The organism is Kitasatospora sp. NPDC001119, from assembly GCF_053598475.1.
Map to the genome: position 1 here is coordinate 25,273 of NZ_JBSFKI010000034.1, position 13,879 is coordinate 39,151.

Consider the following 13,879-nt stretch of genomic DNA (forward strand, 5'->3'; position numbering starts at 1 on the left):
GAACACCCCGTCTGCGGCTAGCCGCGCTGGGCGGCCTTGCGCCTGCGGGCCACCAGCACCGTGGCGGTGCCGAGGGCGATCAGCGCCGCCGCGCTGGTCAACACGATCGGCATCCCTTCACCCGCACCGGTGTTGGGCAGGTGCCCGGACGCCGGGGGCGCCGGGGCCGGCGGCACCGGGGCCGCCGTCGTCGGCGCCGGGGTCGGCGTCTCGGTCGGGGTGGGCGTCGGCGTCGGCGTCGGGATCAGCTTGTTGACGGCCGTCACCTCCACACCGGCGTCGAGGTTCGCCGAGGTCAGCTTCAGCGGACCGAAGACGGTGACCTCCGGCGCCGCGTAGCCGTCCGGCGGGCTCAGCTCCTGCCAGTAGTACGTCCCCGGCACGCCGGTGCCCTGGCAGATGCCGTCGGCGCCGGTCGTGCAGGGCTCACCGACCTTGGTGTCGGGCTTGTCGCCGGTCGGCTGGAGCCCGTCGGTCCCGTTGGTCTCGTGCCACAGCTGGAACTTGGCGCCGGCCAGCGGCTTGCCGTCCTGGTCGTGCTTGACCAGGCGCAGCGCGCCCTCCTGGAGCCGGAAGCCGAAGTCGTAGGTGTGGTCGTTCTCGCCGGGGCCGCCGGTGGTCAGCGCCCGCTCCGGGAACCTGCCGTCCTTCGGAACGATGCCCTTGGAGTCGATGAAGTGGTTGTCACCGACGTCGTGGTCGGTCGGCACCCACTGGAAGAGGGGGCCGTCCTTGGCGTAGTCCGCCGGGTTGTCCAGCTTGATCGTGTACTTGGTCCTCGGCTTGAGGCCGCCGTCGACGTTGCTGTCGTCGAAGTAGTACTCGCCGCGCTTGGTCGTCTTGGTGGTGCCGACGAGCTTCCCCGACTCGTCGTACAGGTGGACGGTGGCACCCGGAACCGGCTTCTGGCCCGGCAGTTGGAGGCCGCTGCGCTCGGGGTCGTACCAGACCCGGTTGCCGATCTGGAGCGGCGCCTGGTCGCAGAGCACCTCCAGGTCGCCCATCGCGGCGCCCTTGCCGAACGGCGGGATGCCCGGGCCCGTGTTGAGCCGCACGCCGCCGTCCGCCTTGCCGTCGCGCTTCTGGAAGGCGCTGCCGTAACCGAAGGCCTGGCTGTCGCTGTCGTAGCCCGAGGTCACGATGGAGTCCTCGACCTTCGAGAACGCCATCCCGGCGTTGGCCGGGTTGTTGTGGCCGATCCGGGCGTTGTCGAAGAACCGCTGGCCCCGGGCCTTGGACCCGCAGCCCAGGTTGGTGTCCAGCACGTACGTGCCGTTCTCCGGGCAGGCCTTGAGGAGGTCGCCGCCGGGCAGGACCTTGGACATCGCGCTGCCCGTCGGGCTGGCCGCCGACTGGTCGCCGAAGCGGTCCCGGAAGGCGAGCAGCATCGAGCCGTCGGTCTCGAAGGCGATCTCGGCGACCGCCGGCTCGGGGTTGGCCAGGTAGTCGGCCCCGCAGGCCTGGCCGTTCTGGGTGGTCGGGAAGGTGTCCTGCCACGGGAACCAGGCGGTGCCCGGGCACGGACCGCCGACCGTGGTGCCGCGCGGGTAGTCGAGCGGCTGGTTCAGCACGGCCGGCTTGAACGCGCCGGTGGACAGGTCGAACGGCAGCACCACGGCGCGCAGGTCCGTGGCCTTGCCGGTGGACTCGCCCGAGCAGACGCCGCCGAGGAAGCCGGTGCCGTCCTGGATGCCGAGGCCGTACGGACGCCAGTCCCCCTGCGCCGGGCAGCCCGGGTCCGGGATGGCGTAGGCGGCCTTGGGCGCGGCCGCCGTCGCCGCGGTGGCGTCGTAGCGGTAGAGCTTGCGGTCGTTCAGGTTGACGACGAAGAGGTCCTTGCCGTCGTCGGTGATCTTGATGCCGCCGAGGCTCTCCTTGCCCACCGGGGCCAGGAAGCCGTCGTCGTTGCCCGGGCCGTGCGGGGTGGTGCCCGCCTCCGGGACGGTGGCGAACAGCGTGGTCTTCTTCGTCGCCCAGTCGGTGACGTAGATCCCGCCGGGGCCGCCGGGGCCGTAGGCGGTGGTCCGCTTGGCCTGGGCCGAGGAGAACACCCGCTTGTCGGCCTTGTTCCAGGCGATGCCGTACAGGTTGCCGGTCTGCCCGGCCGTGGCCACGTCGGTCAGGGTGAAGCCGGTGCCGGCCGTGCCCCGGGACTCGTACGGGAAGGACACCAGCGTGTGCTGGGCGGCCCCGTCCTGGGGCGGGTTCTGACAGGTCGACACCAGCGGCGCGTTCTTCTGGCAGTAGTCACCCGGGCTCCAGAGCCCCGTGGTGATCTCCACCTTCTTGCCGCCGGAGAGATCGACGAACTCCTCGTTGGAGCTCAGCTTGTTCGGCCCGCCGTCCAGACCCTCGCGGGAGGCGAAGGCCGGGTAGAGCACGCCCGGCTTCGGGTTCACCACCTGGACGCGGTACTTGCCGCCGGTCAGCTTGCTCGCGGCCGGCGCCAGCGTCACCGTGCCGTCCGCCGCCGTGGTGCCCTCGATGGCGACCCCGGCCTCGTCGGTGAGCGTCACCTTCACGCCCGCCATGCCCGATTCCAGCCCGGGCGTCCACACACCGTCGGTGTCCACGGCCCGGATCACGTGGACCGCCACCGTGCCGTCGCCGGTCTGGGGGAAGGCCGGCGGGGCCGCCGCCAGGGACCAGGAACCGGCCAGTACGGCCAGCGTCACCGCGCCGCCCGCGGTGCGAAGGCCCGCGGCGCGGCGGCCGGGTGGACCCGTCCGCCGCCCGCCGGAGCCGCGCGCGGCACCGACGGTTCGATCATTTGTCGTCGTCATCCCTGCTCTCATCATCCAGTTGGGCCTGCCGCCCGACCTCGGGAGCGAGTTCGCGAGTGGCGGAAAGCCGCCATTGTTAACGGGAGCTTAAAGGGACTTCACACAAGTTCGCCGGGAAACAAGGAACTTTGACAGGAGATCAGACGTTACGAGGCCGTCACGGCTGCTCATCCGGCCCCGGCCGTCGAGCCGTTGACCAGCGCCGATCCGCCTGCTGCGGCCCGCCGCCCCCGGCCGTCACCGTACCGCACCGTTGACCGTCGAACACTCTTCCCCCCGGAACCGTCCACACCGGGCCCCGACTCACCCACCCCACCCACAACTTGGGCAACAACCGGCCACCGGCTGGCCCCGCCCCGGGGCGGACTGGCACGATGTCCGAATGCGCATTCTGGTCATCGGCGGCACCCGCTTCATCGGATTCCACTTCGCCGAGGCGGCACTGGCCGCCGGGCACGAGGTCACGGTGGTGCACCGGGGCCGCTCCGGCGCCGGACTCCTCCCGGACGCCACCCACCTGATCGCCGACCGCGACGCCGACCTGTCCGCGCTGCGCGGCCGGCACTGGGACGCCACCGTCGACCTCTGCGCCTACTACCCGCGCCAGGTACGGGAGTTGGCGGCCGCCCTCGACCCCGGCGCCGCCGGGCGCTACCTGCTGGTCTCCTCGCTCTCGGTGTACGACGTCCCGGCTGCCCCGGGCTACGCCGAGGACTCCGCCCTGCTCCCCGCCGACGGCCCGGAGGCCGAGGAGATCACCGCCGAGACCTACGGCGTCCTCAAGGTCCAGTGCGAGCGCGCCGCCCGGCAGGCCTTCGGCCCGGAGACCCTGCTGGTCCGCCCGACGTACGTGATCGGCCCCCGCGACTACACCCACCGCTTCGACTACTGGGTGGAGCGCCTCGCCCGGGGAGGCGAGGTGCTCGCCCCGGGCCGGCCGGACGCGCCGCTCCAGGTGGTCGACGTCCGCGACCTCGCCGCCTGGATGCTCGCCCTGCTGGAGCGGGGTGCCTCCGGCGCCTACCACGCCGCCACTCCCCCGCCGTTCGGCATCGGCGACCTGCTCGACGCCGTCGCCGCGGCGGTCGCCCCGCCCGGCACCACCCTCACCTGGGTGGACGAGGACTTCCTCCGGGCCGCCGGCGTCCAGGAGCGCACCCTCCCGCTCTGGCCCGCCGACCCGGAGAGCCGCGCCACCAGCACCGCCGACCCGGCGGCCGCCCTCGCCACCGGCCTCGCCCTCCGGCCGGTGGCCGACAGCGCCCGCGACATCCAGCCGTTCGAGCGCGTGCCGGGCACCCTCGACCCCGAGCGGGAAGCCGAACTCCTCGCCGCCTGGCACCAGCGGTAGCGGTAGCGGCGCCGACGCGGAGTCCACCGGCACGGGGCCGACCGCCGCCCCGCGACAGCCGGTCCGGCCCCGGCCCGGACATCTCCCGGGCCGGGGCCCACGCCGCTCGGGCCTCCCGCGCCTCCGCTGGTCGCCACGCCCCTCCCCGTCCCTCCCCGCGCGTCTCAGCCCGCCAGGGGCGGGTTGAGCCGGGCGAACGCCTCCTGCCGCCGGTACGGGAAGTACGGGTACGGCGCGGTGCGGGCGCTCGCCGCGTCCAGCCGGGCCACCTGCTCCTCCGTCAGGGACCAGCCGACCGCGCCGAGGTTCTGGCGCAGCTGCTCCTCGTTGCGGGCGCCGATGATGACCGAGGAGACGGTCGGACGGCGCAGCAGCCAGTTGATCGCCACCTGGGGGACGGTGCGTTCGGTCTCGGCGGCGACCTCGATCAGCGCGTCGACCACCCGGTACAGCAGCTCGTCCTCCACCGGCGGACCGTAGTCGGCGGTGTCGTGCAGCCGGCTGCCGTCCGGGAGCGGCTGCCCGCGGCGGATCTTCCCCGTGAGCCGGCCCCAGCCGAGCGGGCTCCAGACCAGGGCGCCGACGCCTTCCTCCTGTGCGAGCGGCATCAGTTCCCACTCGTAGTCGCGGCCGACGAGCGAGTAGTAGACCTGGTGGGCGGCGTACCGGGGGCGGCCGTGCCGGTCGGCGAGGGCGAGGGACTTCATCAGCTGCCAGCCGGAGAAGTTGGAGACGCCGGTGTAGCGGATCTTGCCGGCCCGGACCAGGTCCTCCAGGGTGGCGAGCACCTCCTCGATCGGGGTGCCGGCGTCGTAGGCGTGCAGCTGGAACAGGTCCAGGTAGTCGGTGCCGAGGCGGCGCAGCGCGTCGTCGACGCTCCGGACCAGCCGGGCGCGGGAGGTGCCGGCGTCCTGCGGGCCGTCGCCGGTGGGCAGTCCGGCCTTGGTGGAGATCAGCACCTGGTCGCGGCGGCCGCGGATCGCCTGGCCGAGCACCTCCTCGGAGGCGCCGTCGGAGTAGACGTCGGCGGTGTCGAAGAGGGTGACCCCGGCGTCGATGGAGATGTCGAGGAGCCGGCGGGCCTCCTGGACGTCGGTGGTGCCCCAGGCGCCGAACAGCGGGCCGCGCCCGCCGAAGGTGCCGGTGCCGAGACTGAGCGCGGGCACCTTGAGTCCGGACGCGCCGAGCCGGCGGTACTCCATGTCGGTGGCGATGGTCATGGCGGATTTCTCCCCTCGAAGCCCCTAATGGGACCGCTGTTCCGTTAGGATGCTCTGAACCTAGCAGAGTCCACCCGTCTAATGGAACAGGAATCCCGTTAATGGCCGTCGAGCCCTCCACGCCCGGCACGGTCCGCCCCGGCGGCCGGACCGCCCGGGTCCGCGCCGCCGTCCTGCGCGCCGCCGAGGACGCCCTGGTCGAGCGCGGCTTCAGCGGCCTCGACCTCGGCGACATCGCCCAGCGGGCCGAGGTCGGCCGCACCACCGTCTACCGCCGCTGGGGCAGCACCACCGCACTGGTCGCCGACCTGCTCGCGGACATGGCCGAGCAGTCGCTGCCGCGCACCGACAGCGGCTCCCTCGCCGGGGACCTCCGGGCCAACGCCCGGCTCGTCCGGCGCACCCTGGCCGACCCCCGGCAGGGCGCGCTGTTCCGCGCCGTCATCGTGGCGGCGACCTGCGACCCGGACGCGGCCGAGGCCCTGCGGCACTTCTACCGGCGCCGGGTCGAGGAGTGGGCGCCGTGCGTCGCCGCGGCCGTCGAGCGCGGTGAACTCCCGCCGGACACCGACGGGTTCGAGGTCGTCCGGGCGGTCTCGGCGCCGCTCTACTACCGGATGCTCACCACCGCCGAGCCGCTGGACGAGGCGGCCGCGGACCGCGCGGCGGAGGCCGCCGAGGCGGCGGCCCGCGCCGGGGCGTACCGGCGGCAGGGCGGCTAGGGACGCGAACGGCCGCACAGCGCCGAAGCGTTGTGCGGCCGCCGGGCGCGGCGAGGGCCCTGGAAGGCCGGAACGACGCTCCGACATCATCCGACCGACGGCGGGGGCCGCCGGGGGCTCCCCCGGCGGCCCTCGCCGCGGCCGCGACCTGACGGTTCAGAAGACGGTTTAGAAGAAGCCGTCGTCCTCGTAGTAGTTGTTGACGACCACCTGCGGGTCGTCGTCGAAGGCCTCGTTCAGCAGCGCGCCGCCGACTAGGCCGGCCGCGCCGGCGCCGATCAGCGCGCCGGTGCCGAAGCGCCGTCCGCCCTGGGCCTGCTGGCCGGGCACCTGCGGCGGCTGGCCCTGCTGGACCGGCTGCGGGTAGCCCGCCTGCGCCGGGGTGTAGAACGGCGGGACGTTGGTCTGCACCCGCTGGGCGCAGGCCACGCAGGCCTCGATCTGGCGCGGCACGCCCCACTGCGGCGACCAGTACACCGCCGTGGTGCCGGCGCCGTGCGAGGGGTCGAAGAAACACGTCACGGGGTAACTCCCTGGTCCTTGCCGGGTCATCGGAACGGCGGGCGCGGCGGCGGGCAGCACGGCCACCACCGGGGCCGCGACCGGCGCCGGCGGCGCGGCGGGCGGAGCCACGGGCGGGGCGGGCGGCGCGACCGGCGGCTTCACCGGGGCGGGCGGGGCGGCGGCGGGCGCCGGCTGCAGGACGTCCACCCCGAAGTCGGTGGCGATGCCCGCGAGCCCGTCGGCGTACCCCTGCCCGACCGCCCGGAACTTCCAGTCCGCGCCGTGCCGGTACAGCTCGCCGAACACCATCGCCGTCTCGCTGCCGGCCTCCGACGCCACGTCGTACCGGGCCACCTCGGTGCCGCTGTCCGGGTCGACGACCCGGATGTGGGCGCCGCGGACCTGCCCGAAGGACTGCCGCCGCTGCGCCGCGTCGTAGATCGCCACCGCGAAGACGACCTTCTCCACCCCGGCGGGGACCTCCGCGAGCCGGACCTCGACCTGCTCGCGGTCGGCGCCGCCGCCGGCCCCGCCCAGGTGGCGGACCGAGCCGTCCGGGCTCCGCAGGTTGTTGAAGAAGACGAAGTGCTGGTCCGAGGCGACCTTCCCGTCCGCCCCGCAGAGCAGCGCGCTGGCGTCCAGGTCGTACCCGTCACCGGCCGTCCAGCCCAGGCCCACCCGCACCACCCGCACCCCGGGGGCCTGCTTGCCCAGGGAGACGTTGCCACCCTTCGTCAGGGCCACGCTCATGGAACTTCCTCCACCACCGTACGAGTACCGCTGTTCGACCACGACAACGCTGTAGAACTCGCGGCGGTTCCCGGTCGAACCGCCGGCTTTCCGTCCGGGCCGGAACGCCGTCCCACCAGCGGCGGAACGCCGCCCGAGGGGCCCGCGGCGGCGCCTCCCGGTACCGGGCGGGCCGGTCCGGCGGCCCTTGGACCGGCGTACGGCGCGCCGGGTCGGCACTCTGGCGGGCCGTCAGGTCCGGACCTATTGTCAGCGCACATGACATGTCTACGCCGCACCGCCGGACTGGCCGCCGCGCTCGCCGGAACCCTCGTCGCCCTGCTGGCCCCGGCCGCCGCCCAGGCCGCCCCGGCCGGCTGCCGCACCTCCGCCACGGTGCCGCTGGACGCCGAGCAGGCCCGCCTCCAGGACGCCCGCACGGCCGGCTTCACCGAGCGCTCCGGCCTGGGCGAGCTGCTCGGCGGCTTCCCCTCCGCGCTGTGCGCCGCCCGCAACGCCCGGCAGGCCGAGCGGGTGGCCGACACCTGGGGCCGGACGCTCTGGCAGGCGGGCGTGGACCGCGCCCAGGGCCGGCGGCCGAGCGGCGAACTGCCCGCCCGGGACGACCGCCCGCTGTACTGGACCAGGCTCGCCATGACCGTCCAGCTCGCCCGCTGGCAGCCCCGGTTCGACGTCGACCACGCCGCGCTGCGGGCCCGTTTCGAGGACGCCTCGCGCGGCCTGGACGACGGTTTCAGCGCCGCCCCCGGCGTCCGGCGGATCTTCGTCAGCGGCTTCGACCCGTTCGGCCTGGACGCCGAGGCGCGCCGCGCCAACCCCTCCGGGTCCGCCGTCCTGCAGCTGCACGGGCAGCGGATCACCCTCGCCGACGGCAGCACCGCCGAGGTCCGGGCGGTCGTCCTGCCGGTGCGCTACGGGGACTTCGACAAGGGCATCGTGGAGCGCGCCTTCACCCCGCACCTGCGGCCGGGCCGGCAGTCCGCCGACCTGATCACCAGCATCAGCCAGGGCTACCCGGGCAAGTTCACCCTGGAGGAGTGGGCCGGGCGCGCCCGCTCCGCCGACCCGGCCACCGACAACGTGGCCGCGCTCTCCGGCGGCACCTCCCAGCACCCGGTGGACGCCCCGGGGCTGGCCCCCGGGCCGCAGTTCGTCCGCACCACCCTGCCGACCGACGCCATGCGGGCCGTCCAGCAGCCCTTCCCGGTGCTGCTCAACACCTTCGTCACCGAGATCCCGGCGGGCGCCACCGGGCCGGTCTTCCGGCCGGACGGCCCCACCCCCGGCTCCCGCGCGGTCTCCGGTGGCGGCGGCGGGTACCTCTCCAACGAGGTCGCCTACCGCTCCAACCGGCTGCGCCTGTTCCTCGCCCCGGACCTCCCCGGCGGCCATCTGCACACCCCGGTCCTGAACGGCCTGCCGGCCGACCCGGACCGGCTCACCGCACCGGAGTTCGAGCAGAACGAGGCCGCGATCGGCGACGAGGTCCGCGCGATCCTGAGCGCCGCCAGGCTCTGACGGACCGTCCGGGCACGCCCCGAGCACGCCCCGGGGACGGTCCGGGGCGGCCCGGGGCGGCCCGGGGCGGCCCGGGGGGCGCCCGCTACGCCGGGTCGGCGAAGCGGGTGCCCGCCGCGCGGGCCCGCGACTCGGCGATCTCCGCGTAGGCGGCGTCGCGGCCCGCCCAGTGCGAGCCCTCGACGGACTTGCCGCGCTCCAGGTCCTTGTACACCTGGAAGAAGTGGGTGATCTCCAGCAGGTCGAACTCGCGCAGGTCGCCGATGTCCCGCAGGTCGGCATAGCGCGGGTCGTGGGCCGGGACGCAGAGCACCTTCTGGTCCGGGCCACGTTCGTCGCGCATCACCCACACGCCCACCGCCCGGCAGGTGAGCACGCAGCCGGGGACGGCCGGCTCGCCGCCGAGCACCAGGGCGTCCAGCGGCTCGCCGTCGCCGCCGAGGGTGCCCTCGACGTAGCCGTAGTCGGCGGGGTAGGCGGTGGCCGTGAAGAGGGTGCGGTCCAGCCGGATCCGGCCCGCCACGAAGTCCATCACGTACTTGTTCCGCGACCCCTGCGGGGTCTCGATCATGACCTCGAACTCCACCGCTGGCCTCCTCCTCGGCTCCTGGGGGGATTGTCCGCCGTCCGGACGGCCACCGGAAGCACCCCCGCCGTCGAGCCGCCCCCGCGCCGCCCGAGGCCCGTGCGCACGCCGGTGCCCGTGCGCCAGGTCTCGATTGTGCGGCGGAAGTGACGGCCCGACAATTCTTCGTCCACGATTCCTCTACGGTGACGCCTGCAACAGCCGTCACCATGCAAGAGGGGGCACGCCCATGTCCCGGAGCCGGAAGCTCCACCGCCTCAGCAACCCCGACGCCGACGAACGCCGCGCCCAGCGCGCGCTCTTCCGTCACCTCCGCGACGACACCAACGCCAACCGCGGCCGGATGGCCCGGCGCGTCCGCGAACTCCAGCTCCTGCTGGCGATGGACCCGGTCGAGTTCGAAGGCCTCATCGCCCGGCTGATGGAGGCGATGGGCATGAAGGTCGAGCTCACCGCCCGGTCCCGGGACGGCGGGGTGGACGTCCGCGGCATCGACCCCGACCCGTTCCGCGGCGGCAACGTCATCGTGCAGGTGAAGCGGTACCGGGACACGGTGGCGCCCACCGCGGTGCGGGACCTGTACGGGACGCTGCGCCACGACCAGGCCGCGACCAAGGCCGTCCTGGTCACCACCAGCAGGTTCGGCCCCAGCTCGCACCAGTTCGTCGCGGGCAAGCCGATCACCCTGCTGAACGGCTCCGAGCTGGTCGGCCTGCTCAAGCACCACGGCTTCCACGAGGTCTTCGCGGCCGTCCAGGACGAGGCCTCCGCCGAGGCCGGCGCCCTGGACGGACTGCCCGCGATCGAGGTGGCCGCCGAGCCCTCCCGGCTGCTCCTGCACTGGACCGGGGAGGAGGAGTACGACATCGCCGCCCTGGTCTGCCGGGGCAACGTGGCGCTCTCCGACGACCACCTGGTGTTCTACAACAACGGCTCCACGCCGGACGGTTCGGTGCGGCTGGTGACCGGATACGGCGACGCGAACGCCTGCCTGATGGTCGACTTCGACGCGCTGCCCGCCGACGTCGACCGGCTGGTGGTCATCGCCGCCGCCGACACCGAGAACCACCCCGGGGCCACCATGGGCGGGTTCGCCGGGCCCGCGCTGATCCTGGAGGCCGGCGCCGGACAGGACGCGGCCGTGGTGCACCTGGCGGACGGCGCGGAGACCAACACCGCGATGCGGCTCGGCCGGTTCGACCGCGAGCCCTCCGGAGACTGGGAGTTCACCCCGGCGCTCGCCGGGTACCCGGGCGGGCTGCGGCAGGCCGTGACCGCGTACGGCCTGGAGGTCGTGGACGCGTGACCCGGCGCGGCACGACGTGAGGTGAGGTGCCGACGCGGGGCGCCCGGCCGAGACCGGGTGCCCCGCGTCGCACCGCTCAGCGCACGACGGGCAGCTCCAGCGCCGAGCCGCGGTCGCCGCCCCAGCCGATCCGGTAGCCCGCCTTCCCGTCGGCCGGGAGCAGCTGGAAGGAGTCGGGGTTGGCGGCCGCGACGGTGAGCCGAATCCGCTCACCGGCCCGGAACAGCACCGAGACCGGCTGGAGGTCGATGGTGACGCGCTGCGCGCGGCCCTGCGGGAAGTCCTCGGCGTCCTCGGCCGCGTAGCTGCGCGGCGTGCGCAGCCGGCGCCAGTCGGGATTGTCCGAGCGGTCCGCCACCGCCCGGTCGGCCAGCGAGAGTTGACCCTCCGTCAGATAGGTGACCCGGCCGTCCGGCGCGACGTCCTCCAGGTAGACGTGCAGGGCGCCGCGGGCCGAACCCGCCAGGCCGGTGACGTCGAGGGTGACCTTGCCGTTGCCGGTGACCCGGGTGTCGGCGCCCAGCGGTGCGGTGGTGTAGCCGAGCAGCTTGGCGTCGACGGCGGCGCGGTCGGGGTAACTGACCTCGTCGCCGCTGAGGTTGGTGTTCCAGCGGTCCAGCGGGCCGGTGCCCGCGGTCGGGTCGAGGAGCAGCTGGTCGGAGCCGCCGCGGCGGTCGTCCGCCCCGTCGACGGACGAAGGGCCCGTGGGCGGGTGGTCGGTGAGCGAGCGGCCCGCGCCGAGGTCGAACCGCCGGGTGCGGGTGCCGGGCACCGGCCAGCGGGTGGTGGTGCGCCAGACGCCCTCGTTGAAGGTGTAGTAGTGCACCCGCCGGGTGCCGTCGGGGCGGGCGTCGCCGCGGACGTAGCGGTCGAAGAAGTCGAGCACCCGCTGGTCGTTCTCCTGGTGCTCCTGCCCGGTGAGCGGGCGGGCGGGCTGGAACGGGTCGGCGAACCAGCCGGCGCCGTGGTTCCACGGGCCGATCCAGTCGTCCTGGGTGTTGGACAGGCCGGTGAACTGGGAGAGCACCCCGTTCGCGGTGCCCGCGTCGAGCCAGCCGGCCCTGGTCAGGACCGGCACCCCGCCGGCCTCGACGGCGTCGGTCCGCTCGCCGACGCTGCCGACCGTCCAGCTCTTCGGCCCGTCCCGGTAGTCGCGGTGGACGCCGGAGTGCGCCATCTCGACCAGGTTGGCGTTGTTCGCGTGCTCGGCGCGCGCGGCGGCGAGCAGGGCGGGGCCGTCGGGCCCGTCGACCGGCCGGGGCTGGAGGCCGGTGAGGCCGATGCGCGCGCAGAGCTGCCGGGTGTCCTCGTCCGTCTCGCAGGTGGTGCCGCCGGCCTGGTCGAGGATGCGCAGCAGCAGCGCGTACGGGGCGACCCTGGGTTCGATGAGCAGGCCGCCGGGGCGCACCAGGTCCTCGTAGGGGTCAAAGTCGTAGGAGATCGGGGCGGCGGCGGTGATGTGGTGGTTGCCGAGGGAGGTGGCGAGCATCGCGGTGTCGCCGCCGTAGGAGATGCCGGTGGTGCCGATCCGGCCGTTGGACCAGGGCTGGGCGGCGATCCAGTCGCTGAGCGGGCCGCTGTCGGCGGTCACGTCGGCGCCGAGTTCGGAGGTGAGGGTGCCGAAGGAGGCGCCGGTGCCGCGCAGGTCGGCGACCACGTAGGCGTAGCCGCGGGCGGTCCACCGCTCGGCCTCGCCACTGGTGCCGCCGGGTTGGCCGGCCTTGACCCTGGCCCGCCAGTAGCGCTGGGTGACCAGGACGGTGGGCAGGTCGGCGCCGGCCCGGGTGCCCTCGGGCAGGTAGACGTCGACGGCGAGGCGGACCCCGTCCGGCATGGTCACGTAGCGCGACCGCAGATGCGGCTCGGCGGGCCCGGACGGCCCGGCGGCGGCCGCCGGGGCGACCGAGAGCCCGAGCACGGCCGCGGCGGCGACCAGCGCCGCCAGCGGGCGGCGCAGCACTCCCCGCCTCATCGGACGGTCGCCTTCCGGGGGCCTTCCTCCGGGCGTGCCCCACCGTCGGTCCCGGATACCTTGAGCAGCGGCGGTGGGTACCCCCCGGCCCCGTCCGGGGCGGTCGGCACCGCGGCAACCCCCGTGTCCGTGGTGCGGAAGGGCTGTTGCCCTGGCTGAGTACTCATACGACGACCTGGCCTCTCTCCTGCGAGTGAGTAGCGTGGTCTCGTCCCCCACCGCCGATGGGACCACGGGCGCCGGGCCGTCCGCCAGAGCGCGCTACCCTGAGACGACCCCGATCCGGCCCTGGCCCTCCCCGGACCCGTGGACCTCCCCGAACTCCCCTACCGGCCCTGGCTCCTGGCCCGGTCCGCCGGCCCGGCCTGGGCCGAAGTCGCGCACCGCCTCGGCGACGATCGCCTCCAGCCGGGCGTGGTGGGCGCCGCGCCAGTAGGCCTGGCCGCAGTCCTCGCACTGGGCGAAGGCGTCGTACGAGCGCTCGGTGCCGTCCCGCAGCTGCTCGCGCACCGAGGTCTTGGTGGCCGGGTGCAGCCTGCCGTTGCAGGCGGTGCAGCGGCTCCACGGGGCGAGCGGCGGCGCGAAGCGGGAGAGCACGTCGCGCAGTTGCTCGGCGGGGCGGTGGCTGTAGACGTAGGCGCCGGCCCACAGTTCGCGGCGGCGCAGCAGGCCGCGGTCGCGGGAGAGCATGATCCGCTGCTCGGCGGCCGAGCGGGCGGCCAGGGCGGCGTCGCCGATGTCGGGGTTCTCGTACGCGGCGTCCACGCCGAGCAGGCGCAACCGACGGGCGAGGGTGCCGAGGTGGACGTCCAGCAGGAAGCGCGCCGGGACGGGCGAGGGCTGCGGCCTGGCCACGGCCCGGACGGTGATCTCCTCGCCGTCGGCCGGGACGTGGCTGTCGGGCACCGCCCGGCCGTCCACCAGCAGGGCGCCGACCTCGGTGAGCGGCACCCCCAGGGACTCGACGACGTGGCCGAGGGTGGAGGCGCCGTCGGTGCGCAGCGCGGTACGGCCGGCCCGCCGGGGCGCGGAGACGAAGAGGTGCAGCTCGGGGGCGAAGTCGAGCTGGATCTGGGGTCGGTCCACGCGGCCAGCATGCCAGCGGGCGGCGGCCCGGGACCACCGGGTTTCCGGTCCGGTCCGGTCCCGTTGGACGCTCCCCGGGCC

Annotated in this window: 9 protein-coding genes and 1 pseudogene; 4 read left to right on the forward strand and 6 right to left on the reverse strand. The window is 74.6% G+C overall.

The window, feature by feature from the left end; genetic code table 11:
- Nucleotides 1-17: 17 nt before the first annotated feature.
- Nucleotides 18-2,675 carry an SdrD B-like domain-containing protein gene (locus ACWDD9_RS33205; RefSeq protein ID WP_449813643.1) on the reverse strand — a complete coding sequence of 886 codons (2,658 nt, stop codon included), beginning with the start codon at nt 2,673-2,675 and terminating at the stop codon, nt 18-20.
- A 490-nt stretch (nt 2,676-3,165) separates the two neighbouring features.
- Between ACWDD9_RS33205 and ACWDD9_RS33210 the strand changes: the two genes are divergently transcribed.
- Nucleotides 3,166-4,134, forward strand: a complete 969-nt coding sequence (locus ACWDD9_RS33210) for an NAD-dependent epimerase/dehydratase family protein (protein ID WP_449813644.1) — start codon at nt 3,166-3,168, stop codon at nt 4,132-4,134.
- A gap of 164 nt (nt 4,135-4,298) precedes the next feature.
- Here ACWDD9_RS33210 and ACWDD9_RS33215 read toward each other — a convergent pair whose 3' ends face one another.
- Nucleotides 4,299-5,336 carry an aldo/keto reductase gene (locus ACWDD9_RS33215; RefSeq protein ID WP_380782629.1) on the reverse strand — a complete coding sequence of 346 codons (1,038 nt, stop codon included), beginning with the start codon at nt 5,334-5,336 and terminating at the stop codon, nt 4,299-4,301.
- 119 nt (nt 5,337-5,455) lie between these two features.
- On the opposite strand from ACWDD9_RS33215, the gene ACWDD9_RS33220 reads away from it, so the two are divergent.
- Complete coding sequence (locus ACWDD9_RS33220) at nt 5,456-6,076, forward strand: TetR/AcrR family transcriptional regulator (protein ID WP_449813645.1); 621 nt, start codon at nt 5,456-5,458, stop codon at nt 6,074-6,076.
- 702 nt (nt 6,077-6,778) lie between these two features.
- Here ACWDD9_RS33220 and ACWDD9_RS33225 read toward each other — a convergent pair.
- A pseudogene (locus tag ACWDD9_RS33225) lies at nt 6,779-7,330 on the reverse strand (TerD family protein); the annotation flags it as partial.
- 258 nt (nt 7,331-7,588) lie between these two features.
- Between ACWDD9_RS33225 and ACWDD9_RS33230 the strand changes: the two are divergent.
- Complete coding sequence (locus tag ACWDD9_RS33230; protein WP_074005758.1) at nt 7,589-8,848, forward strand: hypothetical protein; 1,260 nt, start codon at nt 7,589-7,591, stop codon at nt 8,846-8,848.
- A gap of 85 nt (nt 8,849-8,933) precedes the next feature.
- Here ACWDD9_RS33230 and ACWDD9_RS33235 read toward each other — a convergent pair whose 3' ends face one another.
- A complete protein-coding gene (locus tag ACWDD9_RS33235) occupies nt 8,934-9,434 on the reverse strand; it encodes an inorganic diphosphatase (protein WP_049652137.1) in 501 nt (166 codons plus the stop codon).
- Between the two features lie 229 nt (nt 9,435-9,663).
- Between ACWDD9_RS33235 and ACWDD9_RS33240 the strand changes: the two genes are divergently transcribed.
- Nucleotides 9,664-10,740 (forward strand): restriction endonuclease, encoded by a 1,077-nt coding sequence (locus ACWDD9_RS33240; RefSeq protein ID WP_049652136.1) that lies wholly within the window; start codon nt 9,664-9,666, stop codon nt 10,738-10,740.
- A 76-nt stretch (nt 10,741-10,816) separates the two neighbouring features.
- Here ACWDD9_RS33240 and ACWDD9_RS33245 read toward each other — a convergent pair whose 3' ends face one another.
- Both ACWDD9_RS33245 and ACWDD9_RS33250 read right to left on the reverse strand, forming a co-directional pair.
- On the reverse strand, nt 10,817-12,712 hold the full coding sequence (locus ACWDD9_RS33245) for a CocE/NonD family hydrolase (protein ID WP_416875779.1): 1,896 nt from the start codon (nt 12,710-12,712) through the stop codon (nt 10,817-10,819).
- A gap of 261 nt (nt 12,713-12,973) precedes the next feature.
- Nucleotides 12,974-13,798 carry a Mut7-C RNAse domain-containing protein gene (locus ACWDD9_RS33250; protein WP_082345763.1) on the reverse strand — a complete coding sequence of 275 codons (825 nt, stop codon included), beginning with the start codon at nt 13,796-13,798 and terminating at the stop codon, nt 12,974-12,976.
- Nucleotides 13,799-13,879 lie beyond the last annotated feature (81 nt).